The 21,917-nt window shown below is 70.2% G+C and carries 25 protein-coding genes; 8 read left to right on the forward strand and 17 right to left on the reverse strand.

Annotated elements, in window-relative coordinates; translation table 11 throughout:
• Window positions 1–34 precede the first annotated feature (34 nt).
• The 4 genes from GXW78_RS06540 to GXW78_RS06555 all read left to right on the forward strand — a co-directional run bounded on the left by GXW78_RS06540 (window position 35) and on the right by GXW78_RS06555 (window position 3,706).
• Entirely contained in the window at window positions 35–1,249 is a 1,215-nt protein-coding gene (locus GXW78_RS06540) for an NADP-dependent isocitrate dehydrogenase (RefSeq protein ID WP_211867174.1), read from the forward strand.
• A 228-nt stretch (window positions 1,250–1,477) separates the two neighbouring features.
• The gene (locus GXW78_RS06545) at window positions 1,478–2,581 is read left to right on the forward strand and encodes an NAD(P)/FAD-dependent oxidoreductase (RefSeq protein WP_211867176.1); all 1,104 of its coding nucleotides are present in this window, start codon (window positions 1,478–1,480) and stop codon (window positions 2,579–2,581) included.
• Window positions 2,562–3,026, forward strand: coding sequence for a hypothetical protein (locus GXW78_RS06550; protein WP_211867178.1), 465 nt, complete (start codon window positions 2,562–2,564; stop codon window positions 3,024–3,026). The genes GXW78_RS06545 and GXW78_RS06550 overlap by 20 nt, the downstream gene beginning before the upstream one ends.
• A complete protein-coding gene (locus GXW78_RS06555) occupies window positions 3,023–3,706 on the forward strand; it encodes a DUF599 domain-containing protein (protein ID WP_211867180.1) in 684 nt (227 codons plus the stop codon). The genes GXW78_RS06550 and GXW78_RS06555 overlap by 4 nt, the downstream gene beginning before the upstream one ends.
• On the opposite strand, the gene GXW78_RS06560 is transcribed toward GXW78_RS06555, so the two are convergent.
• The 3 genes from GXW78_RS06560 to alaS are packed head-to-tail and all read right to left on the reverse strand — an operon-like array spanning window position 3,707 to window position 8,045.
• Window positions 3,707–4,309, reverse strand: coding sequence for a hypothetical protein (locus GXW78_RS06560; protein ID WP_211867182.1), 603 nt, complete (start codon window positions 4,307–4,309; stop codon window positions 3,707–3,709).
• A complete protein-coding gene (locus GXW78_RS06565; protein WP_211867184.1) occupies window positions 4,306–5,391 on the reverse strand; it encodes a DmpA family aminopeptidase in 1,086 nt (361 codons plus the stop codon). The genes GXW78_RS06560 and GXW78_RS06565 overlap by 4 nt, the downstream gene beginning before the upstream one ends.
• Window positions 5,388–8,045 (reverse strand): alanine--tRNA ligase, encoded by a 2,658-nt coding sequence (gene alaS, locus GXW78_RS06570; protein WP_211867186.1) that lies wholly within the window; start codon window positions 8,043–8,045, stop codon window positions 5,388–5,390. The genes GXW78_RS06565 and alaS overlap by 4 nt, the downstream gene beginning before the upstream one ends.
• 167 nt (window positions 8,046–8,212) lie before the next feature.
• On the opposite strand from alaS, the gene GXW78_RS06575 reads away from it, so the two are divergent.
• Window positions 8,213–8,482: a PepSY domain-containing protein gene (locus GXW78_RS06575; RefSeq protein WP_211867188.1), complete on the forward strand. Its 270-nt coding sequence runs from the start codon at window positions 8,213–8,215 to the stop codon at window positions 8,480–8,482.
• A 14-nt stretch (window positions 8,483–8,496) separates the two neighbouring features.
• Here the strand turns inward: GXW78_RS06575 and GXW78_RS06580 are convergent, their stop codons facing one another.
• The 9 genes from GXW78_RS06580 to GXW78_RS06620 form a co-directional block, all read right to left on the reverse strand.
• Window positions 8,497–8,679: a hypothetical protein gene (locus GXW78_RS06580; RefSeq protein WP_211867190.1), complete on the reverse strand. Its 183-nt coding sequence runs from the start codon at window positions 8,677–8,679 to the stop codon at window positions 8,497–8,499.
• Window positions 8,680–8,803: 124 nt separating this feature from the next.
• Window positions 8,804–9,850 (reverse strand): recombinase RecA, encoded by a 1,047-nt coding sequence (gene recA / locus GXW78_RS06585; RefSeq protein ID WP_211867192.1) that lies wholly within the window; start codon window positions 9,848–9,850, stop codon window positions 8,804–8,806.
• A 173-nt stretch (window positions 9,851–10,023) separates the two neighbouring features.
• A complete protein-coding gene (locus GXW78_RS06590) occupies window positions 10,024–11,520 on the reverse strand; it encodes a hybrid sensor histidine kinase/response regulator (protein WP_211867193.1) in 1,497 nt (498 codons plus the stop codon).
• Between the two features lie 26 nt (window positions 11,521–11,546).
• Window positions 11,547–12,608: an EscU/YscU/HrcU family type III secretion system export apparatus switch protein gene (locus GXW78_RS06595; RefSeq protein ID WP_211867194.1), complete on the reverse strand. Its 1,062-nt coding sequence runs from the start codon at window positions 12,606–12,608 to the stop codon at window positions 11,547–11,549.
• Between the two features lie 3 nt (window positions 12,609–12,611).
• Window positions 12,612–13,388, reverse strand: coding sequence for a flagellar biosynthetic protein FliR (locus GXW78_RS06600; RefSeq protein WP_211867195.1), 777 nt, complete (start codon window positions 13,386–13,388; stop codon window positions 12,612–12,614).
• Complete coding sequence (locus tag GXW78_RS06605) at window positions 13,389–13,658, reverse strand: flagellar biosynthetic protein FliQ (RefSeq protein WP_211867196.1); 270 nt, start codon at window positions 13,656–13,658, stop codon at window positions 13,389–13,391.
• 40 nt (window positions 13,659–13,698) lie between these two features.
• A complete protein-coding gene (locus GXW78_RS06610; protein WP_211867197.1) occupies window positions 13,699–13,995 on the reverse strand; it encodes a flagellar hook-basal body complex protein FliE in 297 nt (98 codons plus the stop codon).
• The gene (gene flgC, locus GXW78_RS06615) at window positions 13,995–14,402 is read right to left on the reverse strand and encodes a flagellar basal body rod protein FlgC (RefSeq protein ID WP_211867199.1); all 408 of its coding nucleotides are present in this window, start codon (window positions 14,400–14,402) and stop codon (window positions 13,995–13,997) included. Before flgC ends, GXW78_RS06610 begins: the two co-directional genes overlap by 1 nt.
• Window positions 14,403–14,412: 10 nt before the next feature.
• On the reverse strand, window positions 14,413–14,793 hold the full coding sequence (locus GXW78_RS06620; protein ID WP_211867201.1) for a flagellar basal body rod protein FlgB: 381 nt from the start codon (window positions 14,791–14,793) through the stop codon (window positions 14,413–14,415).
• An 86-nt stretch (window positions 14,794–14,879) separates the two neighbouring features.
• Between GXW78_RS06620 and GXW78_RS06625 the strand changes: the two genes are divergently transcribed.
• The 3 genes from GXW78_RS06625 (at window position 14,880) to fliP (ending at window position 16,384) form a co-directional block, all read left to right on the forward strand.
• Window positions 14,880–15,140, forward strand: coding sequence for a hypothetical protein (locus GXW78_RS06625; RefSeq protein ID WP_211867203.1), 261 nt, complete (start codon window positions 14,880–14,882; stop codon window positions 15,138–15,140).
• Between the two features lie 30 nt (window positions 15,141–15,170).
• The gene (locus GXW78_RS06630; RefSeq protein ID WP_211867205.1) at window positions 15,171–15,419 is read left to right on the forward strand and encodes a flagellar biosynthetic protein FliO; all 249 of its coding nucleotides are present in this window, start codon (window positions 15,171–15,173) and stop codon (window positions 15,417–15,419) included.
• A gap of 212 nt (window positions 15,420–15,631) precedes the next feature.
• Window positions 15,632–16,384, forward strand: coding sequence for a flagellar type III secretion system pore protein FliP (gene fliP, locus GXW78_RS06635; RefSeq protein WP_211867207.1), 753 nt, complete (start codon window positions 15,632–15,634; stop codon window positions 16,382–16,384).
• Between the two features lie 41 nt (window positions 16,385–16,425).
• On the opposite strand, the gene speE is transcribed toward fliP, so the two are convergent.
• The 5 genes from speE to GXW78_RS06660 all read right to left on the reverse strand — a co-directional run bounded on the left by speE (window position 16,426) and on the right by GXW78_RS06660 (window position 21,893).
• Window positions 16,426–17,298 carry a polyamine aminopropyltransferase gene (gene speE / locus GXW78_RS06640; RefSeq protein ID WP_211867209.1) on the reverse strand — a complete coding sequence of 291 codons (873 nt, stop codon included), beginning with the start codon at window positions 17,296–17,298 and terminating at the stop codon, window positions 16,426–16,428.
• Window positions 17,299–17,380: 82 nt separating this feature from the next.
• Entirely contained in the window at window positions 17,381–17,839 is a 459-nt protein-coding gene (gene speD / locus GXW78_RS06645) for an adenosylmethionine decarboxylase (protein WP_211867211.1), read from the reverse strand.
• Window positions 17,840–18,002: 163 nt separating this feature from the next.
• Window positions 18,003–20,930: a hypothetical protein gene (locus GXW78_RS06650; RefSeq protein ID WP_211867213.1), complete on the reverse strand. Its 2,928-nt coding sequence runs from the start codon at window positions 20,928–20,930 to the stop codon at window positions 18,003–18,005.
• Window positions 20,930–21,520, reverse strand: coding sequence for a protein phosphatase CheZ (locus tag GXW78_RS06655; RefSeq protein ID WP_211867215.1), 591 nt, complete (start codon window positions 21,518–21,520; stop codon window positions 20,930–20,932). Before GXW78_RS06655 ends, GXW78_RS06650 begins: the two co-directional genes overlap by 1 nt.
• The gene (locus tag GXW78_RS06660; protein ID WP_211867217.1) at window positions 21,513–21,893 is read right to left on the reverse strand and encodes a chemotaxis response regulator CheY; all 381 of its coding nucleotides are present in this window, start codon (window positions 21,891–21,893) and stop codon (window positions 21,513–21,515) included. The genes GXW78_RS06655 and GXW78_RS06660 overlap by 8 nt, the downstream gene beginning before the upstream one ends.
• Window positions 21,894–21,917: the final 24 nt, after the last annotated feature.

The raw sequence follows: 21,917 nt of genomic DNA on the forward strand, positions 1-21,917 counted from the left end.
GACCCGCATCCGTTCGCTCCGCAGAGGATTGCCCATGGCCAAGATCAAGGTGAAGAACCCCGTCGTCGAGATGGACGGGGACGAGATGACCCGCATCATCTGGGGGTTCATCAAGGAGAAGCTGATCCTCCCGTACCTCGATATCGACCTGAAGTACTACGACCTCGGCATCCAGAAGCGCGATGAGACGGACGACCAGATCACCGTCGATTCCGCCAACGCCACCAAGAAGTATGGCGTGGCCGTGAAGTGCGCGACGATCACCCCGGATGAGGCGCGCGTCGCCGAATTCGGCCTGAAGAAGATGTGGCGCTCGCCGAACGGCACGATCCGCAACATCCTCGACGGCACGATCTTCCGCGAGCCGATCATCTGCGAGAACGTGCCGCGCCTGGTGCCGCACTGGTCGAAGCCGATCGTCGTCGGCCGCCACGCCTATGGCGACATCTACCGCTCGGTCGAGATGAAGGTCCCCGGCGCCGGCACGGTGAAGATGACCTACATCCCCGAGGGCGGTGCCCCGCAGGAAATCGGCGAATTCGCGATGCCGGCGACCGGCGGCGTGGCGATGATGATCCACAACCTCAACAAGTCGATCGAGGGCTTCGCCCGCGCCAGCTTCAACTACGGCCTGGCGCGCAACTTCTCGGTCTACTTCAGCCACAAGAACACGATCCTCAAGGCCTATGACGGCAACTTCAAGGACATCTTCCGCGGCATCTACGACGCCGAGTTCAAGGCGGAATACGAGAAGCGCGGCCTGACCTACGAGGACCGCCTGATCGACGACATGGTGGCCTCGGCGCTGAAGTGGGAAGGCGGCTACATCTGGGCCTGCAAGAACTACGACGGCGACGTGCAGTCGGACATCGTGGCGCAGGGCTTCGGCTCGCTCGGCCTGATGACCTCGGTGCTGCTGTCCCCGGATGGGCAGACCGTTGAGTCGGAAGCCGCGCACGGCACGGTGACGCGCCACTATCGCGAGCACCAGAAGGGCCGCGAGACCTCGACCAACCCGATCGCCTCCATCTTCGCCTGGACGCGCGGCCTCGCCTATCGCGGCAAGTTCGACGGCACGCAGGATGTGGTGGACTTCGCGAATGCGCTCGAGAAGGTCTGCGTCGAGACGGTCGAGAGCGGCCACATGACGAAGGATCTCGCGATCCTGATCGGCAAGGACCAGCCCTGGCTGAACACCCAGGCGTTCCTCGCGAAGATCGACGAGAACCTGAAGAAGAAGATGGCGTAAGGATCGGCACCGGGGCCCTGTCCCCGGTCGGCCGTCGGGCGGCCCGCATTCCGGAAGGGGTGCGGGCCGTTTTTCGTTCGCCGGGATGGACCGTCAGGGGCTTGCGTCGCCGTCCCGATGCCCTTGCAATGCGGCGTCGGTTGGTGCGGTGCCGCGGCCGGCGAGGGCAACGCGCGCCGGCGGCGTGACGCGGCGGGGGTCGCTTACCGGCTCACTGGGGGGATGCGTATGCGCGTGATCGTCATCGGCGGGGGCATCCTCGGTTCCATCGCGGCTTACTCACTGCTGCGAGCGGGTGCCGAGGCCGTGCTGATCGACGCCGCCCATCCCGGCCGCGCCACCCAGGCGGGCGCCGGCATCGTCTCCCCCTGGACCACGCGCTACGAGGGTGAGGCGCTCTACGCCATGCTCGAAGGCGGCGCGACCGCCTATCCCGACCTGGTTGCCGCGCTGGCCGAGGATGGCGAAACCGATCTGGGCTATGCTCGCGTCGGGACGCTCTGCGCGCCGGAGGACCCGGCGGTGCTCGATGCAATCGAGCCGCTGGTGCGCCGTCGCGCCGCCGCCTGCCCGCTCGCCGGCGATGTCGCGCGTTTGACCGCGGCCGAGGCGCAGCGCCTGTTCCCCGCCATGGCACCGCGCGCCGCGCTGCACCTGACCGGCGGCGCCCGCGTGGACGGCCGGCGGTTGGCCGCTGGACTGCACCGGGCCATCGCGCAGCGCGGCGGCGTCATCCGGCAGGGCAGCGCCGCGCTGCTGACGGAAGGCGACCGGCTGCGCGGCGCGAGCCTGGATGGCGAGGCGATCGGCGCCGATGCAGTCATCGTCGCGGCCGGGGCCTGGGCACCTTCCCTGCTCGCCCCGCTCGGCCTGCGCCTGGCGATCGAGCCCCAGCGCGGGCAGATCCTGCATCTGCGGCTGGAAGGGATGGATACCCGCGCCTGGCCGGTGCTCTACCCGATGACCTCCCACTACCTGCTGACCTTCGAGGATGGCCGTGTCGTCATCGGCGCGACGCGGGAGACAGGGTCGGGCTTCGACCAGCGCGTGACCGCGGCCGGGCTTGCGGAGGTGCTGGGCACCGCGCTGTCGGTCGCGCCGGGGCTGGCGCAGGCGACGCATGTCGAAACGCGGATCGGCTTCCGCCCGATGCCCCCCGACGGCCGGCCCCTGCTCGGCACCGTGCCCGGCCTGCCGGGGCTCGTGATTGCCAACGGCCTGGGGCCGTCGGGGCTGACCGTCTCGCCCTTCGCCGGCCGGGTCGCCGCCCAGCTTGCGCTCGGCGAGGCGCCGCCACTGGACATCGCGCCCTATGACCCGCTGCGCCGTTAGCGCGCTGGCCGTGGCGCTGCTGGCGCTGCCGCCGGTCGCCTCGCCGGCGCTCGCCGACTGCGTCGATTGGGACAGCATGGAGCGCACGGATCGGGGCACGCTGCGCGGGCTGCCGCCGGGTGCCGTCCGCTGGCGCGTGGGCCTTCGCTCGGCGGGGTGGTCCCATCAATCGACCTCGGTCGAGGTCGCCTGGACCGCGCAGGACGGGCAGGTCTGGCGCCAGACCCTGTTCGAGGAGATCCAGCAGGGCCGCCCCTCCCTGCGCGTGCGGCGTGGCCGGCTCGAACTGCGCATCACCTATTGCGAGCGCGGCGGCGGCTGCCGCGGCGTCACCCTGCCCTATACCTGGAGCCATGCATCGCGCCGCTTCACGGGGGCCACCCGCGACGCGCGGGAGTCTTTGGCGGTGAGTTGCACGCCCGTCCCGGTCCCTGCCGACTCATGACGCTGCCGCTCACCATCCTCGACTGGGTCGCCCTCGCGGTCTTCGCCCTCGCCTGGATAGGGTACGCCTCGATCACGGACCGCGTGAAGTCGATCCGCGCCCGCAGCGTCATCGCCGCGATGGACGAGCACCGCCATCGCTGGATGCGCGCCGCGCTGGGCCGCGAGAACCGCATCGCGGACATCGCGGCGATCGGCAACCTGATGTCGTCGACCTCCTTCCTCGCCACCACCTCGATCCTGGTGCTGGGCGGCCTGGTCGCGATGCTCTCGGCGCCCGACCCGGCGCGGCACGTCGTCGCGGTCCTGCCCTGGAGCCAGATGCCGGATGAGATGATGTGGGAGCTGAAGATCGGCCTTCTGCTGGTGATCTTCGTGAAGACCTTCTTCGAGTTCACCTGGGCGTTGCGCCAGTTCAACTACACCTCGACGCTGCTCATGGGCATGCCGCTGGACCCTCATGCCGTCGGCCATGCGGATGCCGCGGCGAAGCTCGCGAACCGTGCCGCACGGCACTTCAACACAGGGCTCAGGGCGTACTACTTCGGCCTGGCGGCGCTCGCCTGGATCATTCATCCGCTGGCGCTGATCGTCGCAAGCCTGCTCGTGCTGCGCGAACTGCACCGGCGTGAGTTCCGGTCAGTGGCGCGGGATGCGCTGGCAACGCGTGAGGTGCGTTGATCAGGGCAGCCGGAACACGGTCCCCGGTAGTTGACCCGGCCGCAGGCGGCACAGCGACGTCACCGCATCCGCCGGCGCGGTGATGGCGATCTCGGACGGTTCGCAGGTGCCGCGGCCTAGATCGTCGATCTGCCGTTCCACCGCGAAGGCCTCGCGCAGCCGGCCCTCCGGCGTGAAATCGTGGAAGGTATAGGAGACGGCGCAGCAGCCATTGCGCCCGAGCGACACCAGCCGCCCGCCGGCGCGCGAGAAGCCGACGCCGCTCACCTCTCCCGCGCGGCGGAAACGGGCGCCGCCGGGTTCCATCAGCCAGATATCCCAGGCGGTATTCGCATTGCCGCCGATCACCGGCACCCAGAGATCGGCCGCACCATCGCCGTTGGTATCGATCAGGCGCGGCAGGGTGTTCGGCAGGTCGGACTGCACCTCGATGCGCTGGCTCGACACGCCGCCTTCGAGCACGTCGATCACCCAGTATTCGTCATTGGAGGTCGCGCGGAGTTCGAGTGGCGTCGCACCCGGCCGGTTGGCGCGCAGCGTGGTGCGGGCAGCCTCCGCAGGGATCGCGAAGGTGAGCAGGAGGGTCAGGAGCGCGCGTCTCATCGGCCGTGCGCCCGCAGCACCGCGCGCAGCGCATCGAGATCGATGGCATGCCCGGTGGCGCGCCGGCCGGTGCGGCCGTCGCGGCCGACGATGGTGGTTGCCATGGTCAGGGCGTTCAGGACGGCCTCCTCCACCGCCTCGGCCGCCGCGACAAACAGCGGCGACATGCGATCATTCGGCCAATCGGCGACATCCGCCTGACCGGCGCGGCGCCGGGCATCCCGTCGGACGCCGGCATGGGTGCTGAAGGCGATGGCGTAGTCGCCCGAGCCATCGCTGAACGCAGCACCTGTGCGTGCGAGGCCGGCCATGGAGCGGCTGGCGAGCCGCGCCAGGTTGCGGTCGGACAGCGGTGCGTCGGTGGCGATCACTACCATGACCGACCCGTCCGCGTCCCCGCGGTCGGTGTGCTCCTTCAGATACCACTTGCCGAGTTCGCGCCCGACCGGAACGCCGTCCATGGTCAGCACGCCACCGTAATTCGCCTGGACCAGCGCACCGATAGTCCAGCCGCCGAGCGCGGCAGGCAGCAGGCGGGACGACGTGCCGATGCCCCCCTTCCAGCCGAAGGCCATCGTGCCGGTGCCGGCGCCGACGCAGCCCTCGGCGACCGGGCCAGGTACGGCCGCATCAAGGGCAGCGAGGACCTGGTCGCGCGTGACGCCGAGCGCGCGGATGTCGTTCAGGCGGCCGTCATTGGTCTCGCCCACCACGGCGTTGACGCTCACCGCGTCCGGATTGCGCGCGAGGGTCCAGTCCACCAGTGCCTCGACCGCGCGGCCGACGGCCAGCGTGTTGGTCAGCACGAGCGGCGTTTCGAGTTCGCCGAGCTCGGTGAGCTGCGTCGCGCCCGCCAGCTTGCCGAAGCCGTTCATGACGGCGAGGCCGGCCGGGACGCGCTCGGCGAAGAGATTGCCGGGATGCGGCAGGATCGCGGTGACGCCGGTGCGGGTGGCGTCGCCCTCGATCAGCGTGACATGGCCGACGGCGACGCCGTCGACATCGGTGATGGCGTTGTTCGCGCCGGGCGCGAAGATGCCGGGTGCGAGGCCGAAATCCCGCGCCCGACAGCGATCTGTCACGCCGCCACGCCGTGGGTCAAGGTGTCGCGCACGGCCGCCAGGGCCTCGGCTGCCTTGGTCGCGTCCGGCCCGCCCGCCTGCGCCATGTCCGGCCGGCCGCCGCCGCCCTTGCCGCCGACCGCGGCCGATGCGGCACGCACCAGGGCCACGGCATCCGCCTTGCCCTTCGCCTGCTCGCCGGTTGCGACGACGATCGAGGCCTTGCCCTCCGCCGTGCTGACCAGCGCCACGACATCCGCGGTGCCGCCCTTCAGGATGGCCTCAGCCAGCCCCTTCAGGTCGCGCGGCGGCACCTCGCCCAGGTCGCGCAGCGCGACGCGCAGGCCGGCGACTTCTTCGACCTCAGCACCGCCGCCGCCGGTCGCGAGCTTCTTGCGCAGGTCCACCACGTCGCGTTCGAGCTTGCGGCGCTCCTCGACGAGCGCGGCAATGCGGCCGGCGAGTTCGCCTGGCTGCACCTTCAGCACCGCCGCCGCGGCCTGCAGGCTTTCCTCCATCTCGCCGACCAGGCCGAGTGCCGCCTCGCCGGTCACCGCCTCGACCCGCCGCACGCCGGCAGACACCGCACCTTCGGACACGATCTTGAAGAGACCGATATCGCCGGTCCGCCGCACATGCGTGCCACCGCAGAGTTCCAGCGAATAGACGCCGTGCTTCTCGACGGCCGCCGGGTCATGGGCCATGCCGACGACGCGGACCTCCTCGCCATACTTCTCGCCGAACAGCGCCATCGCGCCGGCCTCGACGGCGGCTTCAGGCGTCATCAGGCGGGTGACGACCTCGGCATTCTCGCGAATGCGGGCGTTCACCTCGGCCTCGACCCAGCGCAGGTCTTCCTCGGTCATCGGGGTCGGCTGGGAGACATCGAACCGCAGCCGGTCCGGCGCGTTCAGCGAGCCCTTCTGCGCGACATGGTTGCCGAGCCGGCGACGTAGCGCCTCATGCAGCAGATGCGTCGCGGAGTGGTGCGAGCGGATCTTCGACCGCCGCGCATGATCGACCTCGGCCTGCACGGGGAGGCCGAGCTTCGCCTCACCTGACACGACGGTGCCGAGGTGCACGAACAGCGCGCCGAGCTTCTTCTGCGTGTCGCGGATCTCTATGCGGGTGTCGCCGCTCTGGATGATGCCGGTGTCGCCGACCTGGCCGCCGGATTCCGCGTAGAAGGGCGTCTGGTTCAGCAGCACCGCGACCTCGGCGCCGACCGGCGCGCTGTCGACCGGCTTGCCGTCCTGCACGATGGCGACGATCTCGCCCTCGGCGGTCTCGGTGGAATAGCCGAGGAATTCGGACGCGCCGACCTTCTCCTTCAGGTCGAACCACACGCCTTCCGTCGCGGCCTCGCCCGAGCCCGCCCAGGCGGCGCGGGCGCGCTTGCGCTGCTCGGCCATGGCGGCGTTGAAGCCCTCGACATCGACCGGTCGGCCCTCGGCGCGCAGCGCATCCTGCGTCAGGTCGAGTGGGAAGCCGTAGGTGTCATACAGGCGGAAGGCGACGTCGCCCGGCAGCGTCTGCTTGTCGCCGAGCTTGCCGGTTTCCTCCGCCAGCAGGCCGAGGCCGCGTTCCAGCAGCGAGCGGAAGCGGGTCTCCTCCAGCCGCAGCGTCTCGGAGATCAGCGCCTCGGCGCGCACCAGCTCCGGATAGGCCGCGCCCATCTGGCGCACCAGCGCCGGCAGCAGGCGGTGCATCAGCGGCTCGCGAGAGCCCATCATATGCGCGTGGCGCATCGCGCGGCGCAGGATGCGGCGCAGGACATAGCCGCGGCCTTCATTCGACGGCAGCACGCCATCGGCGATCAGGAAGGCGCCGGCGCGCAGATGGTCCGCGACGACGCGGTGGCTGATGCGGAACGGGCCGTCCGGCTCCTGCCCCGTCGCTTCCGCCGAGGCGAGGATCAGCGCGCGCAGCGTGTCCGTGTCATAGTTGTCGTGCTTGCCCTGCAGGATGGCGGCGAAGCGTTCCAGGCCCATGCCGGTGTCGATGGACGGGCGCGGCAGCGGGTTGCGCGTGCCGGGCGGGTCCTCGAGGAACTGCATGAAGACCAGGTTCCAGATCTCGATGAAGCGGTCGCCATCCTCATCGGGGGAACCGGGCGGGCCGCCCGGGATCTTGTCGCCGTGATCGAAGAAGATCTCGGAGCAAGGGCCGCAGGGGCCGGTATCGCCCATGCGCCAGAAATTGTCGGAGGTGCTGATGCGGATGATGCGGCTGTCGGGCAGGCCGGCCACCTTCTTCCAGATGGCGGCCGCGTCGTCGTCCTCTGAATAGACGGTGACGAGCAGCTTGTCCTTCGGCAGCGCGAAGTCCTTGGTCAGCAATTCCCACGCATAGGGGATCGCCTGCTCCTTGAAGTAGTCGCCGAAGGAGAAGTTCCCCAGCATCTCGAAGAAAGTGTGATGGCGCGCGGTGTAGCCGACATTGTCGAGGTCGTTGTGCTTGCCGCCGGCGCGCACCGACTTCTGCGCCGTGGTGGCGCGCTTGTACGGGCGCGTCTCCTGTCCGGTGAAGACGTTCTTGAACTGCACCATGCCCGAATTCGCGAACATCAGCGTCGGGTCGTTGCGCGGGACCAGCGGGCTCGATTCCACCACCTCATGGCTATTGCGGTGGAAGTAATCCAGGAAGGTGGCGCGAATATCGTTGCTGCTGGTCATGTCCCGCCCGTCGCGTCGCCCGGGAAGAACCGGTCCCGGCAAGGTGTTGGCCTGAAAGGAGCGACAGGTAGCGCGCGGCACGCGGGGCGTGAAGGGGCGGCACGCCCCCCTGGCGCTGCGGCCGCGCCAACCAATATGGACGATCGTTAATGTCGATAGGATGCACCATGACCCGAGTCACCCTGCTCGCCACCTGCCTCGCCCTGCCGCTGCTTGCCGGGCCTGCCTTCGCCGATGAGGGCCTGTGCCGCACGGGCATCACCGCCGAGGAGGCAATCCGCATCGCCCGTGATGCCGGCGTCGCGCGGGTGCAGGAAGTCGATTGCGACGACGGCCGTTGGGAGGTGGAAGGCCGGGACGCGCAAGGCCGCAAGATCGAAGTGGACGTCCACGCCCGTGACGGACGGGTGATCGAGGTCGATCGCGAGCGGCGCTGATGCCTTAGCTGGGCCTACGCCTCGCGTTCCTCCTCCGCATCGTTCTTCGTTTTCCGGCGGTTCTCCTGCTGCTTGTCTGCCTTGCCGAAATCCGGCCCGCCTTCCTTCCGCTCATCGGGCCGGTGCAGCGGATGCGGCTTCTCCGGGGGAGGCTCGGGGGCGTTCTTCGGCAGGTGGGGGGGACGGGGCGTGTTCATCGGTGGTTATCTCCTCCGCTGAACAACACGGCGTAACCCGGCAGGGTTGCGCGCCACCTGGAACGACAAACGCCCGCGGCATCCCTGCCGCGGGCGTCCTTCGGTTCGTGCGATGCGGCGCGGGTTACTCCGCCGCCATCGCCTCGTCGTCGTCGCCACCCTCGCCCACCAGCATCTGGTCGGCGAGCAGGCCGGCCTGGCCGCGGATGCGCTGCTCGATGGAATTCGACATCTCCGGGTGATCGCGGAGGAACTGCTTCGCGTTCTCGCGCCCCTGGCCGATGCGCTGGCTGTCGCAGGAGAACCAGGCGCCCGACTTCTCGACGACGCTGGCCTTCACGCCGAGGTCGATCAACTCGCCGACCTTGGAGATGCCTTCGCCATACATGATGTCGAACTCGACCTCGCGGAACGGCGGGGCCATCTTGTTCTTCACCACCTTGACGCGGGTGTGGTTGCCGGTGACCTCGTCGCGGTCCTTGATCGCCCCGATGCGGCGGATCTCCATGCGGACCGAGGCATAGAACTTCAGCGCGTTGCCGCCCGTGGTGGTCTCCGGGTTGCCGAACATCACGCCGATCTTGAGCCGGATCTGGTTCAGGAAGATCAGCAGCGTGTTGGACTTCGCGACCGAGCCGGTCAGCTTGCGCAGCGCCTGGGACATCAGGCGAGCATGCAGGCCGACATGGGTGTCGCCCATCTCGCCTTCGAGTTCCGCGCGTGGCACCAGGGCGGCGACGGAATCGACCACCAGCACGTCGATCGCGCCCGAGCGCACCAGCGTATCGGCGATCTCGAGCGCCTGCTCGCCGGCATCCGGCTGGCTGATCAGCAGGTTGTCGACATCGACGCCGAGCTTCTTGGCATAGCCGGGGTCCAGTGCATGTTCGGCATCGACGAAGGCGCAGGTGCCGCCCTTCTTCTGGGCCTCAGCGATGACATGCAGCGCGAGCGTCGTCTTGCCCGAGGATTCCGGCCCGTAGATCTCAATGATGCGGCCCTTCGGCAGGCCGCCGATGCCCAGCGCGAGGTCGAGCCCGAGCGAACCGGAGGACACGACCTCGATCTCGCCCTGCTGGGACTGCTTGGCACCGAGGCGCATGATCGAGCCTTTGCCGAAGGCCCGTTCGATCTGGCTCAGCGCGGCGTCGAGCGCCTTTCCCTTATCCATGCCCTTCCCCCGATCCGGCGACGATTTATCAACCATAAGGCGATATCTCCTTGCAGTCTATCGCCCATTCGTAGCGGATCAGTTGACCCGCCGGGCCGTCCGCACCCGCTCATGGGGACACGATTCGGCGCAAGGGAAAGATGCGCCCCAGCGCACGGGACAGCAAGAACAAATTAAGAACTGACCCCGGCGATCGCCTCCAGCAGCGCCTTCATGCGGAACGGCTTCTCCAGGAAGACGAGGCTCTGCCCCGACAGCCCCTCCCCCACCGCGCGCTCGGCATAGCCGGAAACCAGCACGACCAAGAGGCCGGGCACCAGGTCCCGCAGCCCCTCGGCCAGCGCGAAGCCGTCCATGTCGCCCGGCATGGTGACGTCGGAGACCAGCACGTCCGGCACGAAGCCCGCCCTCACCGCCTCCAGCGCGGTCTCGGCATCCTCGGCCTCCCGCACCTCGTGCCCCGCCGCCTTCAGCGCGTGGGCGGCAAGGCGCCGCAGCGGCGCCTCATCGTCGACCAGCAGCACACGACGGGGCACGTCCGCTGCCGCCGGTGCGGCCCGCGTGGGCACCGGCGCAGCCTCCCGCATATCCGTCACCGCCGGGAACCATAGATGGAAGGCTGTGCCTTCGCCCGGCCGGGTTTCGACCGTCACCTGCCCCCCGGATTGCCTCAGGATGCCGAGCACCGTGGGCAGGCCGAGACCGGTGCCGCCTTCGGAGCGGCGCGTGGTGAAGAAGGGCTCGAATATCCGCGGCAGGTCGGCGGGCGCAATGCCGCGGCCGGCATCCTCGATGCTCAGCACCACCCAGTCGCCCGGCGGCACCACCCCACCGGTTTCGATGCGCTGCTCGGCCAGCGTCAGGGCTGCGACGCGGATGCCGATCGTGCCGCCATCCGGCATGGCGTCGCGCGCATTCACCACCAGGTTCAACAGCACCTGGTCGAGCTGCGAGCCGTCCACCCGCACGAAGGGCCCGGGCTTCGGCGGCAGGTGAAGCCCCAGTTCATGCCGCCCGCCGAGCAGCCGGCGCAGCAGCGGGATCATCGCTTCCACCATCCCGGCCAGCGGCAGCACCCGCGGCGCCAGCGCCTGTCGCGACGCGAAGGCCAGCAGCTGCTTCACCAGCCGCGCCCCCCGCGCCGCACTGTCGAGAATCTGGCGCAGATCCTCGGTCGTCGGCGCATCGGGCTGTCGCGACAGGGCCGCTTCCGCCGCGCCGGAGATCGCCGCGAGCAGGTTGTTGAAGTCGTGCGCCACCCCCCCCGCAAGCCGGCCGACGGATTGCAGCCGCGCGCCTTCTTCCATCTGCGCCTGCATCCGCTGCCGCGCGGTCACATCGGTCACGCGCAGCAGGGCGCCGGGTTCCCCGCGGAGCGGCCGGCAGGCGACCTCGACCTGCGCATCGGGCGGCAGCGACGCATCGGCGAGGCGCGCGAGCACCACCGGCGGGGCCGGCGGGCCGGCTAGCGCGGCGCGCAGTGCCCCCGCCACGCCATCGGCCGTGTCCTCCGTGAACAACACCGCCGCGATGCACCCCGACTGCGGCGGTGGGCCGCCGCCGCACAGCCGTGACAGCGCGGCATTGGCGAACCGGATGCGTCCTTCCGTGTCCACCACCGCCAGGCCGACCGCCTCCTCGGCCTCGAACAGTTTCCGGAAGGCTGCCACGTCCGGTCCGCGCCTGCGCAATTCGCTCACCCTGCCTGCCCCCGCCCGCCGAGCCGCCAAACATAGGCGATGATCTCGGCCACGGCCTGATAGTGCTCCGGCGGAATTTCCGTATCCAGATCCAGCCGGAATAGGGCGCGCGCCAGCGGCGGGTTGGAGACGACCGGCACGCCTGCCTCCCCGGCCGCCGCACGGATGCGCGCCGCGACCTCATCGGCGCCCTTGGCGACGATGCGTGGCGCCGCTTCGCCACCCTGCTCATACGCCAGCGCCACCGCGAAGTGAGTGGGGTTGGTGATCACCACGGCCGCCTTGGGCACCGCGGCCATCATCCGCCCCCTTGCCCGCTGCTGACGGATCTGCCGCTGGCGGGCCTTCACATGCGGGTCGCCTTCGCTCTCGCGCGCCTCTTCCTTCTGGTCCTGGCGGGACATGCGCAGGCGCTGGAGGTGGCGATGGCGCACCCACAGCCAGTCGAGCGCCGCGACGGCCGCAAAGGCCAGAAGGGCGGCGATCGTCAGGTCCGCCGCCGCCTCCCCGAGCCGGGCGAGCAGTGCGGCCGCCGGCAGGAACAGCAGGCGCGGCAGTTCGGCCGGGTCGCCCATCGCATGCCATAGCGCCGCGCCCACCAGGCCGAGCTTGATGATGGTCCGCAGCAGCTCGACGGCGCCGTCCGGGCCAAAGATGCGCTTCAGCGAAGCGAAGGGGTTCAGCCGCGAAAGCTGCGGCGCCAGCCCCTTGGCGGAGACCAGCATCCGCGTCTGCAGGAAGGTGGCAGCGATCGCGCCCAGCGCCGTCAGCAGCGCCACCGGCAGCGCGGCCATCAGGCCAAGCCGCGCCATCTCGAGCGCCGATTCCATCACCGGGATCGCATGCGCGCGAGCCATCGCACCGGCCAGGCCGCGCAGCATCTCCACCGCCAACGGCGCGGACAGCACCAGCCCGAGCACGCCGCCCGACAGCGCGCCGAAGCCCACCAGGTCCCGCGACAGGGCGACCTGACCGTCCTCCCGCGCCTTCTCCAGCCGCCGGGGCGATGCGGCTTCCGTTTTGTCCTCGGCCTCGGAGCCGTCGTCCTGCCCCGCCATGCGTCAGCGCAGACCGGGCAGCGAGAGGAAAGCCTCGCGTGCCGCTTCCCCGAAGGCACCGAGCAACGCCGGCAGGATCAGCGCGAGCAGCGCCAGGCCCGCCAGCACCTGGCCCGGCACGGCGATGAAATAGACCTGCACCTGCGGCGCGATGCGCGTCAGCAGGCCGAGCGCGACATTGATGACGACCGCTGCCAGCACGAACGGCGCGGCGAGCCGAAGCGCTAGGGCGAGGCTGTCGGACGCCGCGACCGCCATCGCCTCGGCACCCGCACCGGCGGGGAATGGCTCCCCGACCGGCAGCAGCGCGTAGGATTCCACGAGGGCGCGCAACGGTATGGCGTAGAGGCCGCTGGCCAGCACCAGCACCGCGGCGGCGAGCGAGAACAGCCGCCCTGTCGCCGTGCCCAGCCCACCGAGTTCCGGGTCCGGCACCAGCGCCTGGGCTAGCCCGAGCAGCAGAGCGACCGCCTGTCCCGCCATCGCCATGGCCAGCGTCACCAGCCGAGCCAGCCCGCCGAGCCAGAGGCCGACCACGACCTCAAGCCCGATCAGCCTTACCGCCTGCCCGGCATCGTCCGGTGCCGCCGGCAGGCCGGCCGCCAGGGCCGGCAACAGCAGGACGACCAGCCCGAGCCCGAGGCCCAGGCGTATCGGCGCCGGCACTTCCTGTTCGCCAAGCCCCGGCAGCAGCATTGCTGCCGCTCCGAGCCGGGCGAACAGCAGCGCAGCGTGGAAGGCGAGCGCCGGCAGTTCGGCGAGCAATCCTGGGGGCTCCATTCAGCCCTTCAGCCCCACATCCACCACCGCCTGGAACAGCCCGCCCGCATAGCCGCGCAGTACGCCGACGAAGAATGGCCCGAGCAGGAGCAGCGCCGCCGCCAGGGCCACGACCTTGGGCAGGAAGGCGAGCGTCGCCTCGTTCACCTGGGTCAGCGCCTGGAGCACGGCGATCACCAGGCCGATGGCAAGCATTATCAGCAGGAGTGGCCCGCCGATCTGCAGGGCCACCCAGAGCGCTTCGCGCGCGGCAAGGGCGGTTTCGTTCACGGCCGGGATTTTCCCTGGACCTGACGTGGTCGGTGCCGCGTCAGATCGGCATTCGCATCACGTCCTGATAGGCAGCCACGACGCGGTCACGCACCGCTACCGCCGTCTGCAGGGTGAGTTCGGCGCGACCGACGGCGAGCACGACGTCGGTCACGCTGCCCTGCCCCGTCAACGCGGCAGTCGAGGCGGCATCGGCCTGGCGGCCGACATCGACGGCCTGTTCCATCGCCCGCGTCAGCGCCGCGCCGAATCCCGCACCGCCGGTTGCCGCCTGCGGCAGCGCATCGGCAGCACGATAGGCGGAGGCGACGCCGGCAGCGGTCAGTGGCAAGGCCATCAGCGCAACGCCTCGATCGTGCGGGTCAGCATGCCTCGGGTGACTTCGAGTACCTGGAGGTTCGCGGCGTAGGAACGCTGCGCCTCGCGCATATCCATCGTCTCGACAATGGAATCGATGTTCGGCACGCGGACATAGCCGCGGGCATCCGCCGCGGGGTGCGACGGATCATGACGCTGCGGAAAGTCCCCAGGCGCGGTGCCGATCCGCGCGACGCGCACCGTCTCGGCGCCCAATTCGCTGTCCATGCGGTTTCGGAACGTCACGATCTTGCGGCGATATGGGTCGGCCCCGGGCGCTTGCCCGGTGCTGTCGCGGTTCGCCAGGTTCTCGGCGACGACGCGCAGCCGCGTGGACTGCGCCTGCATGCCGGCGGCCGAAATGCGCAACGCGCGATCGAGATCCATTCCCTGCCCCCTACTGGTTGCGCCCGAGCGCAGTGCGGAACATGCCGAGGTAGCGGCGGTGCAGCCCGACCGCGACGGCGTGCGCCGTCTCGGTGTCGGCGATGCGCAGCGCTTCCCGGTCGAGCGCGACACCGTTGCCGTCCATCGTGTGTTCCACACGTCGTTCGCGCTGCGCGCGCGCATCCCGTGGTGCGGCTAGGTGACGCGGATCAGTGCGCGCCATCGCCCGGTCCGCCCCTGCCAGCGCCTGCGCGAAGGGGCGCATGTCCGAGGGGCGGTAGCCCGGCGTATCGGCATTGGCGACGTTGTGCGCCAGCACGCGCTGCCGTGCGTCCAGCCAGTGCAGGCGCGTCTCGGCGAGGGCGATCGGGCCGCTGCGGGTCGGGTCCATGGCGCAGACCTCGCATGCGCGTGACGAAGGTTCGGTTAACGGCGGCGACAACGCGGCGGTAACCAGCGCGGGTGTTCGATACCGCGATGGACAGCATCGGCACCGAGGCCCGCCAGGCCACCGCGCTCCTCGCGGCGATCGAGGCGATCGAGGCGATGGTCGCGGTGGCCGTCGCCCTGGTCGGGGAGCGCCGCCGCATCGAGCTGGACGGGCTGGAAGCCGAGGTTGAACGGCTCTGCGCCGCCTGCCTCGCCGCCCCGCGCAGCGCCGTGCCGGCCGTGCGCGTGCGGCTCCTCGGCCTTGTTTCGCGGCTCGACGGCCTGCGCGACGCCATGCCCCGCGCCTGACCCCTTCAACCGCCGGCAGGAGGCCGCGGCATGATCATCGATTCCACGACCTGGATCACCGCCGCCGGCGCGCTCATCGGCGTGCTGGCGCTGATCCTGCTCGCCGGGAACCTCGCGCGGCGGACGGGCCTCGCGCCGCGCCCGGGAACGCGGCTGCACATCGAGGAGACGATCGCGCTCGACGCGCGGCGACGCCTGGTGCTGGTGCGCTGCGACGGACGCGCGCTGCTGCTGATGACGGGCGGCGCGCAGGACCAGGTGGTCGGGTGGCTGCCGTGAGGGTCGGTTTCCGGAACCAGGAGGGGCTCTGCCCCTCCCGGACCCTCCCCGCCAAAGGCCGAAGGGCCTTTGGGAACCTCGATCTGGCGCCGGGCACCACTCGTGGCAGGAATGCCGAAACGCACTCCGGCGCACGAAGCACGCTTGGAGTGTTGCGCGCCACCGACGCGCTCTGTCGCAGGTTGAGGTTTCCAAAGGCCCTTCGGCCTTTGGTGGGGTGGCTTGGAGGGGCAAGGCCCCTCCGACTCCTCGCGCTGCTCCTGCTGCTCTGCCCCGCGACCGCCGCCGCGCAATCCGTTGCCATCGATCTCGGGCAGGCCGGCCAGCCGGGTGCGACGGCGCGGCTGGTTCAGCTCACCGCGCTGATCGGGTTGCTGTCCCTGGCGCCATCGCTTCTCGTGATGGCGACGGCCTTCGCGCGCATCATCATCGTGCTGGCCCTGCTGCGCAGTGCGATCGGGGCACAGGGCGTCCCACCGAATCCCGTGCTGGTCGGGCTCGCGCTGTTCCTCACCTTCTTCGTCATGCAACCGGTCTTCGAGGCATCCTGGACCCAGGGGATCGTGCCGATGACCGAAGGACGCATCGGTGAGATCGCCGGCCTCGAAGCTGCCGCCGAACCGTTCGGCCGCTTCATGGCGGCGCATGTGCGGGAAGACGACCTCAGCCACTTCATCGAACTCGCCAACCTGCCGCAGCCCGCGAGCGCGGAGGCGGCGCCCTACCGCGCCCTCGTACCGGCTTTCATGGTCAGCGAGTTGCGCCGGGCGTTCGAAATCGGCTTCCTGCTGTTCCTGCCGTTCCTCGTCATCGACATGGTGGTGGCCTCCGTCCTCATGTCGCTCGGCATGATGATGCTTCCGCCTTCGGTCGTGGCGCTGCCGTTCAAGCTGATCTTCTTCGTGTTGGTCGACGGCTGGCGGCTTGTCGCGGCATCGCTCGTGCAGGGCTTCGCAGCGACATAGCAGCGGACCGCGACCGTGGCGGCGCGGCCCGGCAGCGGCTGTCAGCGCCGCGGCGGCAGGTGTTCCGCGATGTAGGGCGGCAGGTGGAAGGCGCCGGCATGAATTTCCGGCGTCCAGTAGCGCGTGGTGCCGAGGATGCCGGCGGCCTCGGCACGGCGGCGGATCTCAGCGGGCGGCACGGCGCGGCAGCCGGCGTCCTTGCCGGCCCAGCCGAGCGTCATGAAGCCGCCGACATAGGTCGGCACGGCGGCGACATAGGCCCAGATATCGGGAAACACCTTCCCACGGCGGATCGAGGTCTCGCGCAGTTCATCCGCCTGCATCTGCGGCACGCCGCACTGATTCACCACCAGGCCGCGCGCCGTCAGCAGCCGCGCGCAGTTCGCGTAGAATTCATCGGTGAACAGCACCTCCCCCACGCCGATCGGGTCGGTGCTGTCGACGATCACGACATCGAAGGATGCATCCGGCGCGTTCCGCACGTAGTCGATGCCGTCGGCGACGAGGACCTCGGCGCGCGGATCGTTCCAGGCGTCTCCTGCGATGCCGGGCAGGAACTCCTTCGCGAGGCGAATCACCTCCCCGTCGATCTCGACCATGACGGCGCGCTCGACATTCCGGTGCTGCAGCACGCGGCGCAGCACGCCGCCATCGCCTGCGCCGATGATCAGGACATTCTTCGCATCGCCATGCGCCAGCAGCGGCACATGGGCGATCATCTCCTGGTAGGAGAACTCATCCGCTTCCGTGATCTGCACCACGCCGTCGAGCATCATGACACGGCCATGCGTCTCGCTCTCGAAGATCATGATGTCCTGAAACGCGGACGTCACGCGGGCGAGTTCGCGCTTCACCCGGAAGCGCTGGCCCCAGGCCTCGTACAGCGTCTCATTCACCCAGAGGTCGTAGGCCATGGCGGGCATTCCCCGTGCTGGTAAAGCAAAGGGGCCGGACGCTGCCGCCCGGCCCCGTATCAGATCGGCTGTGCCGGAAGCGTCAGCCGATCAGGCCGCGCTTGTGCTCGGACAGCTGCACGCGCTCCGGCAGGAAGCCGCGCTTCAGCGCCGGGATCGCCTTGTACGGGTCGCATTCGCCGCAGACGAAGATGTCGAGCGCGGCATAGTCCCGCTCCGGCCAGGAGTGAATCGAGACGTGGCTCTCGGCCAGCACCAGCACCCCCGACACCCCGCCATTCGGCGAGAAGTGATGGAAATGCCCGTGCAGAATCGTGGCACCCGTCGCCAGCGCAGCCTCACGCAGCGTCGCGTCGATGTGGTCTGGGTCGTCGAGATTCGTCGCCCCCCACAGGTCGATGATCAGATGCGTGCCGGCATAACGGATGCCGTTGCGCGCAATGAAATAGTCCTTCTCGGGAGTCACCGAGCGGTCTTCGTCAGTGTTCCGGGTGTCGCTCGGCAAATCCGAGACCATCCCCGGTTGGACGAGAGCATCCATGTTAAGGGCTCCTTCCAGCCAGCAGATGACCAGGGCGATCGGGGAAGTCCGATCATTTGGGTCAACGGCCGCGCGATATGGGGCAAGGGGTCCGGGGGCGCAAGTGAAAATACGGCGCGTGGACCGGAAGAATTGCAGATGTCCCCCCCGGGGGACGCGCATCTCAGCGCGTTACCTGCGATCCTGCCCGCAAGGCCTCCAGCCGCGTCGGCAACAGGCGCGCCAACCCGAGGTCCCGTTGCAGTCTCGGAAGGTCTTCGACGCCGCGCACCGGGTCGGCGGTCAGCACGCCGAAGGCTTCGGCCAATGCGCCACCTTCCATGCGCCCCCCCTGCGCGCTGCGCAGCGTTGCAAGCCCTGCTTCATCGCCGGCCAGGGCGAGATAGGCGGCTTGGCGTGCGATTGCGGAACGGTGCTCCTGCGTGAGCGGCGCGCTGGGCGGCGGTAAGGTCGCGGCCAGATGTTCGGCCATCGAGGCGGCGGCGCCGGGCCAGTCCTGTATCTCGGCGCGGAACTCGGCGCGGGCGGCAGCACCGGCCGGGCCAAGGCCGACGAGCAGCGTGTCGGCATCGTCCCGCGCGCCGCTGCGTGCCATCGCGCGGGCGCGGAGGATGGTGCGGCGCGCAGCAAGCGCGCTGTCGATCTCTGTCGATTCGCTGGCATCGAGCGCGGCTATGGTGCCGGCCGCATCACCACCGGCCGCGCGCATCACACCAAGGCGCTCGCCAATCGCGGCACGGGTCGGGCCATGCTCGGTCGCCTCCATCGCGCGGCGAAGCAACGCCGCGGCACGATCGGGCAGGTCGAGAGCCGCGACCCGCTCGGCAAGGACGCGCACTGCCGCTTCCCCGCGCGCGCCGGCGGGCAACAAGTCCGGGTTCGCATCGAACAGCGTGGCAGCGGCGAGCGGCGGCGCCGTTTCGAGCGCGCCCAGGAAGGCCTCCTGCAACGGGGCGCCCAGCCCGGCAGCGTGATCGGGGAATAGCCGGCGCGTTTCGTCGAGCAGCGCAAAGGCCTGTTGTCCCTGCCCCGCTGCGATGCGCAGCGCGGCGATGCGGCGGCGGAGCGCCACCTCCTCATCGCCGCCGCGCCATGCATAGAGTGATTGCTCCAGCGCATCGGCAGCACCCGCACCGTCGATTGTGCCCGCGGTGAGCCGTAGCTCGGCCAAGCGGCGTACCGCGATGGCGCGTTGGCGTCGGTCCCGCCCCGTAGCGAGCCGCTCAAGGATCACGATCGCCTCCGTGGCCCGCCCCTCGGCCTCGGCGAGCATGGCGCGCGCGGTATCGAGCCCAGGCATGTCAACGGCCGCAGCGAGCAGCGAGGCGGCGGCGGCAGGCTCCCCGCCGCTGGCCAGAGCCTCGATCGCCAGGGGTAGGGTGCGGGCGCGCAGCGCCTCGGGGTAGCCGAGCAGGAGCGGCGCGGAGCCGCGCAACGCCGCCGCGGTGCCCTGACCGTGCGACAGGGCGCGCAGCGCGCGCCACAGCGTCACCTCATCCCGCAGCGGCAGGCGCGGATCCTCGATGCCCTGCGCATCGCCGGGCCGGCCGGAGAGCAGCGCCGCGATACCGTGGGCGAGCAGCAGGCGTGGATCCTCCCGCGATCGAGGGTCCTCCTGGAAGGCGATGGCGGCCATCGCCTGCGCTTCCTGCGGCATGCCGAGGGCGAGCAGCGTCTCCGCCGCGTCGCGCCGGAACCGGCCGCGCGTCAGCGGAGGCGTAGCGTTTACCGAGGACAGGACCGCGCGCAACCGTTCGAGCAGCATCGGCACGGGACCGGCCGGCAGTTCGAGCAGGCGACTCATGGCGATCGCGGCAGGTGGCGGCTCGTCGCCCGGCTGCATGCCGAGGCCGAGCGGGGCGCCGGCCGCAGCCTCGAGCACGAGACGATCCGCCGCGAGGGCGCGCAGCCGCAGCCGGTCCGACCGCGCCACGATCGCGGCGCCGAGCATGGTCGGCAGGAGATCGAACTCCGGCAGGCGGCGCGCGAACAGGACCGCCGGACCAGGCTGGCGAAGGGTGCCGACCAGCAGTGTCTCGCCCGTGGCGGGATCGGCGATGGCCACGGTTTGGCCTGGGTTCCCCCCTGTGAACAGCAGGCGCGCCGGCGGGCCTGCGTCGGCGGCCGCACGCAGCACCGGTGCGTCAGCCGGTACGGCGTGGCGCGTCGCCTCGATGACCCAGGAAGTTCCGTCGCGCCGCGCGGCGAGGCGCGCGGGCGCAGGCAGCGCCAGGCTGAAGACGGTCGCGTCACCGGCGGGCTGGCTCTCGAGCCGGCCGAAGACCGGATGGCCGTGCAGCGCCGCAAGGTCCGGCGTGATGGCACGGTCGACAACCAGATGAACACGATCGCCCCGACGGAACATCGCAATGGCGGCGTCGGCGCCCGCATCGAAGACGATGCCGGGCGCACCATGCACCAGCCGGAAGCGCGTCGTGCCGGGAGCGGGCAGGCTGGCGGCGATGTCCTGCTGCAAGGCGGGAGATGGGTTGGGTGCCGGGGCGGCCGGGATGGGTGCAGCGACCGGCGCGGCAGGGCGCGGCGGGGCTGTCAGCGCCGATGGTTCAGACAGTGCGCGCACCGCGGCGGGGGCGGCCTGCGGAAGCGCCGCCGGACGTTCCGGCGTCGGAGTTGCGGGCGTCGGCACCCGTGGCGCGGATGGTTCGGCCGAAGGCCTCGCTACGCCCGTTGACGGCGCTGCGGCGCGTTCCGGCGGCCGTTGCGCCGATGGCTGCGCGGCGGCTGGATCGCGCAGATCGATCACGATGCGATTGCCGAGGCGGAAATGCCGCAGCCGCGCACCGGGCGTGATGCGCATCGCGACCGCATCGCCATCCTGCCCGATGGTCAGCACGTTGCGCGGCGGACGGCGGGCGGCGGCAAGGTCGATCCGCGCCGGCTCGGCGAAGCGGATTACGACGCGGCCTGCCTCTTCTTCCACGGCATAGCCGACGCGACGAGGCCAGTCGAAGACCACGCGGCCGAGGTCCGGATGCGTACCGACCCGCATCGGGACGGATACCGGCCCTTCGCCACGCGCCGGCGCAGCGGCGGCAAGAACCGCGACCAGCAGCAGCGCCGGCAGGCGCATCAGTCGAAGCTCGCGAGAAGCCGGTCGATCTCGGCCTGGGACGTTCCGCCGCCCGGCAATTGCGGCCCTTGGGCAAGTTCCTGCCCCTCGGTGCGCGGTGCCGCGGCCGGTGCCGACGCAACGGGCCGCCCCGCGGCATTGGCGACCGCCGCCTCGACACGGGATTCGATGGCCTTCAGCGCCGACACGACCTTCGAGATGCGCTGGCCGGTGATGTCCTGGAAGGAACACGCCTCGTAGATGCGCGTCACCGCGCCCTGCAGCGCGGCCGCCGCCGCCTCGGGTACCTCCGATTGCAGGCGTTCGAGCACTTCGCAGCAATCGAGGATTTCGTTCGTGGCTTCAGCGGTATGGCCGACGATCGCGTCCAACTCATCGGTCGCGGAGGGAATATGGGCGCCAGTGATGTCGTCCACCGACAGCGCGGCGATCTCGGCCTTGGCGCGGGCGATGGTGCGGCCGAGCGCTTCGAGCTCGGCCAGCAGCGCGGCCTCGCGCGCTGTCAGGTCGCCCGCCATGGAACCGAGCACGGCGCGGACCGCCGCCTCGATCCGGTCATCCTCCGGGTTGATGGGGTTCCCGTCAGGCATGGACCGCCACCTTCTCGATCTTCTCCTTCAGCGTCTCGGCGTTGAAGGGCTTCACGATGTAGTTGGAGACGCCCGCCTGCTTCGCGGCGACCACGTTCTCCGTCTTGCTCTCGGCCGTGATCATGATGAAAGGAAGGTTCTTGAGCCGCTGGTCAGCCCGGACCTCCTTCAGCAGATCCAGCCCCGTCATCGGCGCCATGTTCCAGTCGCTGATGACCAGGCCGAAATTGCCGGCGCGCAGCTTCGCGAGCGCCTCCTGCCCGTCCGTCGCTTCGTCCACGTTGTTGAAGTCAAGCTGCTTCAGCAGGTTGCGGATGATGCGTAGCATGGTCCTGTAGTCGTCAACGATCAGGACGTTGGTGTTCCTGTCCATCGGTCGGGTCTTGCCTCCTGCCTT

It is taken from the genome of Neoroseomonas terrae, assembly GCF_018129025.1.
Lineage (GTDB): Bacteria > Pseudomonadota > Alphaproteobacteria > Acetobacterales > Acetobacteraceae > Neoroseomonas > Neoroseomonas terrae.

Coding starts and splice junctions, on each gene's coding strand:
- GXW78_RS06540 (WP_211867174.1), top strand. CDS start 35: ATGGCCAAGATCAAGGTGAAGAACCCCGTCGTCGAGATGGACGGGGAC.
- GXW78_RS06545 (WP_211867176.1), top strand. CDS start 1,478: ATGCGCGTGATCGTCATCGGCGGGGGCATCCTCGGTTCCATCGCGGCT.
- GXW78_RS06550 (WP_211867178.1), top strand. CDS start 2,562: ATGACCCGCTGCGCCGTTAGCGCGCTGGCCGTGGCGCTGCTGGCGCTG.
- GXW78_RS06555 (WP_211867180.1), top strand. CDS start 3,023: ATGACGCTGCCGCTCACCATCCTCGACTGGGTCGCCCTCGCGGTCTTC.
- GXW78_RS06560 (WP_211867182.1), bottom strand. CDS start 4,309: ATGAGACGCGCGCTCCTGACCCTCCTGCTCACCTTCGCGATCCCTGCG.
- alaS (WP_211867186.1), bottom strand. CDS start 8,045: ATGACCAGCAGCAACGATATTCGCGCCACCTTCCTGGATTACTTCCAC.
- GXW78_RS06575 (WP_211867188.1), top strand. CDS start 8,213: ATGACCCGAGTCACCCTGCTCGCCACCTGCCTCGCCCTGCCGCTGCTT.
- GXW78_RS06580 (WP_211867190.1), bottom strand. CDS start 8,679: ATGAACACGCCCCGTCCCCCCCACCTGCCGAAGAACGCCCCCGAGCCT.
- recA (WP_211867192.1), bottom strand. CDS start 9,850: ATGGATAAGGGAAAGGCGCTCGACGCCGCGCTGAGCCAGATCGAACGG.
- GXW78_RS06595 (WP_211867194.1), bottom strand. CDS start 12,608: ATGGCGGGGCAGGACGACGGCTCCGAGGCCGAGGACAAAACGGAAGCC.
- GXW78_RS06600 (WP_211867195.1), bottom strand. CDS start 13,388: ATGGAGCCCCCAGGATTGCTCGCCGAACTGCCGGCGCTCGCCTTCCAC.
- GXW78_RS06610 (WP_211867197.1), bottom strand. CDS start 13,995: ATGGCCTTGCCACTGACCGCTGCCGGCGTCGCCTCCGCCTATCGTGCT.
- flgC (WP_211867199.1), bottom strand. CDS start 14,402: ATGGATCTCGATCGCGCGTTGCGCATTTCGGCCGCCGGCATGCAGGCG.
- GXW78_RS06620 (WP_211867201.1), bottom strand. CDS start 14,793: ATGGACCCGACCCGCAGCGGCCCGATCGCCCTCGCCGAGACGCGCCTG.
- GXW78_RS06625 (WP_211867203.1), top strand. CDS start 14,880: ATGGACAGCATCGGCACCGAGGCCCGCCAGGCCACCGCGCTCCTCGCG.
- GXW78_RS06630 (WP_211867205.1), top strand. CDS start 15,171: ATGATCATCGATTCCACGACCTGGATCACCGCCGCCGGCGCGCTCATC.
- speE (WP_211867209.1), bottom strand. CDS start 17,298: ATGGCCTACGACCTCTGGGTGAATGAGACGCTGTACGAGGCCTGGGGC.
- speD (WP_211867211.1), bottom strand. CDS start 17,839: ATGGATGCTCTCGTCCAACCGGGGATGGTCTCGGATTTGCCGAGCGAC.
- GXW78_RS06650 (WP_211867213.1), bottom strand. CDS start 20,930: ATGCGCCTGCCGGCGCTGCTGCTGGTCGCGGTTCTTGCCGCCGCTGCG.
- GXW78_RS06655 (WP_211867215.1), bottom strand. CDS start 21,520: ATGCCTGACGGGAACCCCATCAACCCGGAGGATGACCGGATCGAGGCG.
- GXW78_RS06660 (WP_211867217.1), bottom strand. CDS start 21,893: ATGGACAGGAACACCAACGTCCTGATCGTTGACGACTACAGGACCATG.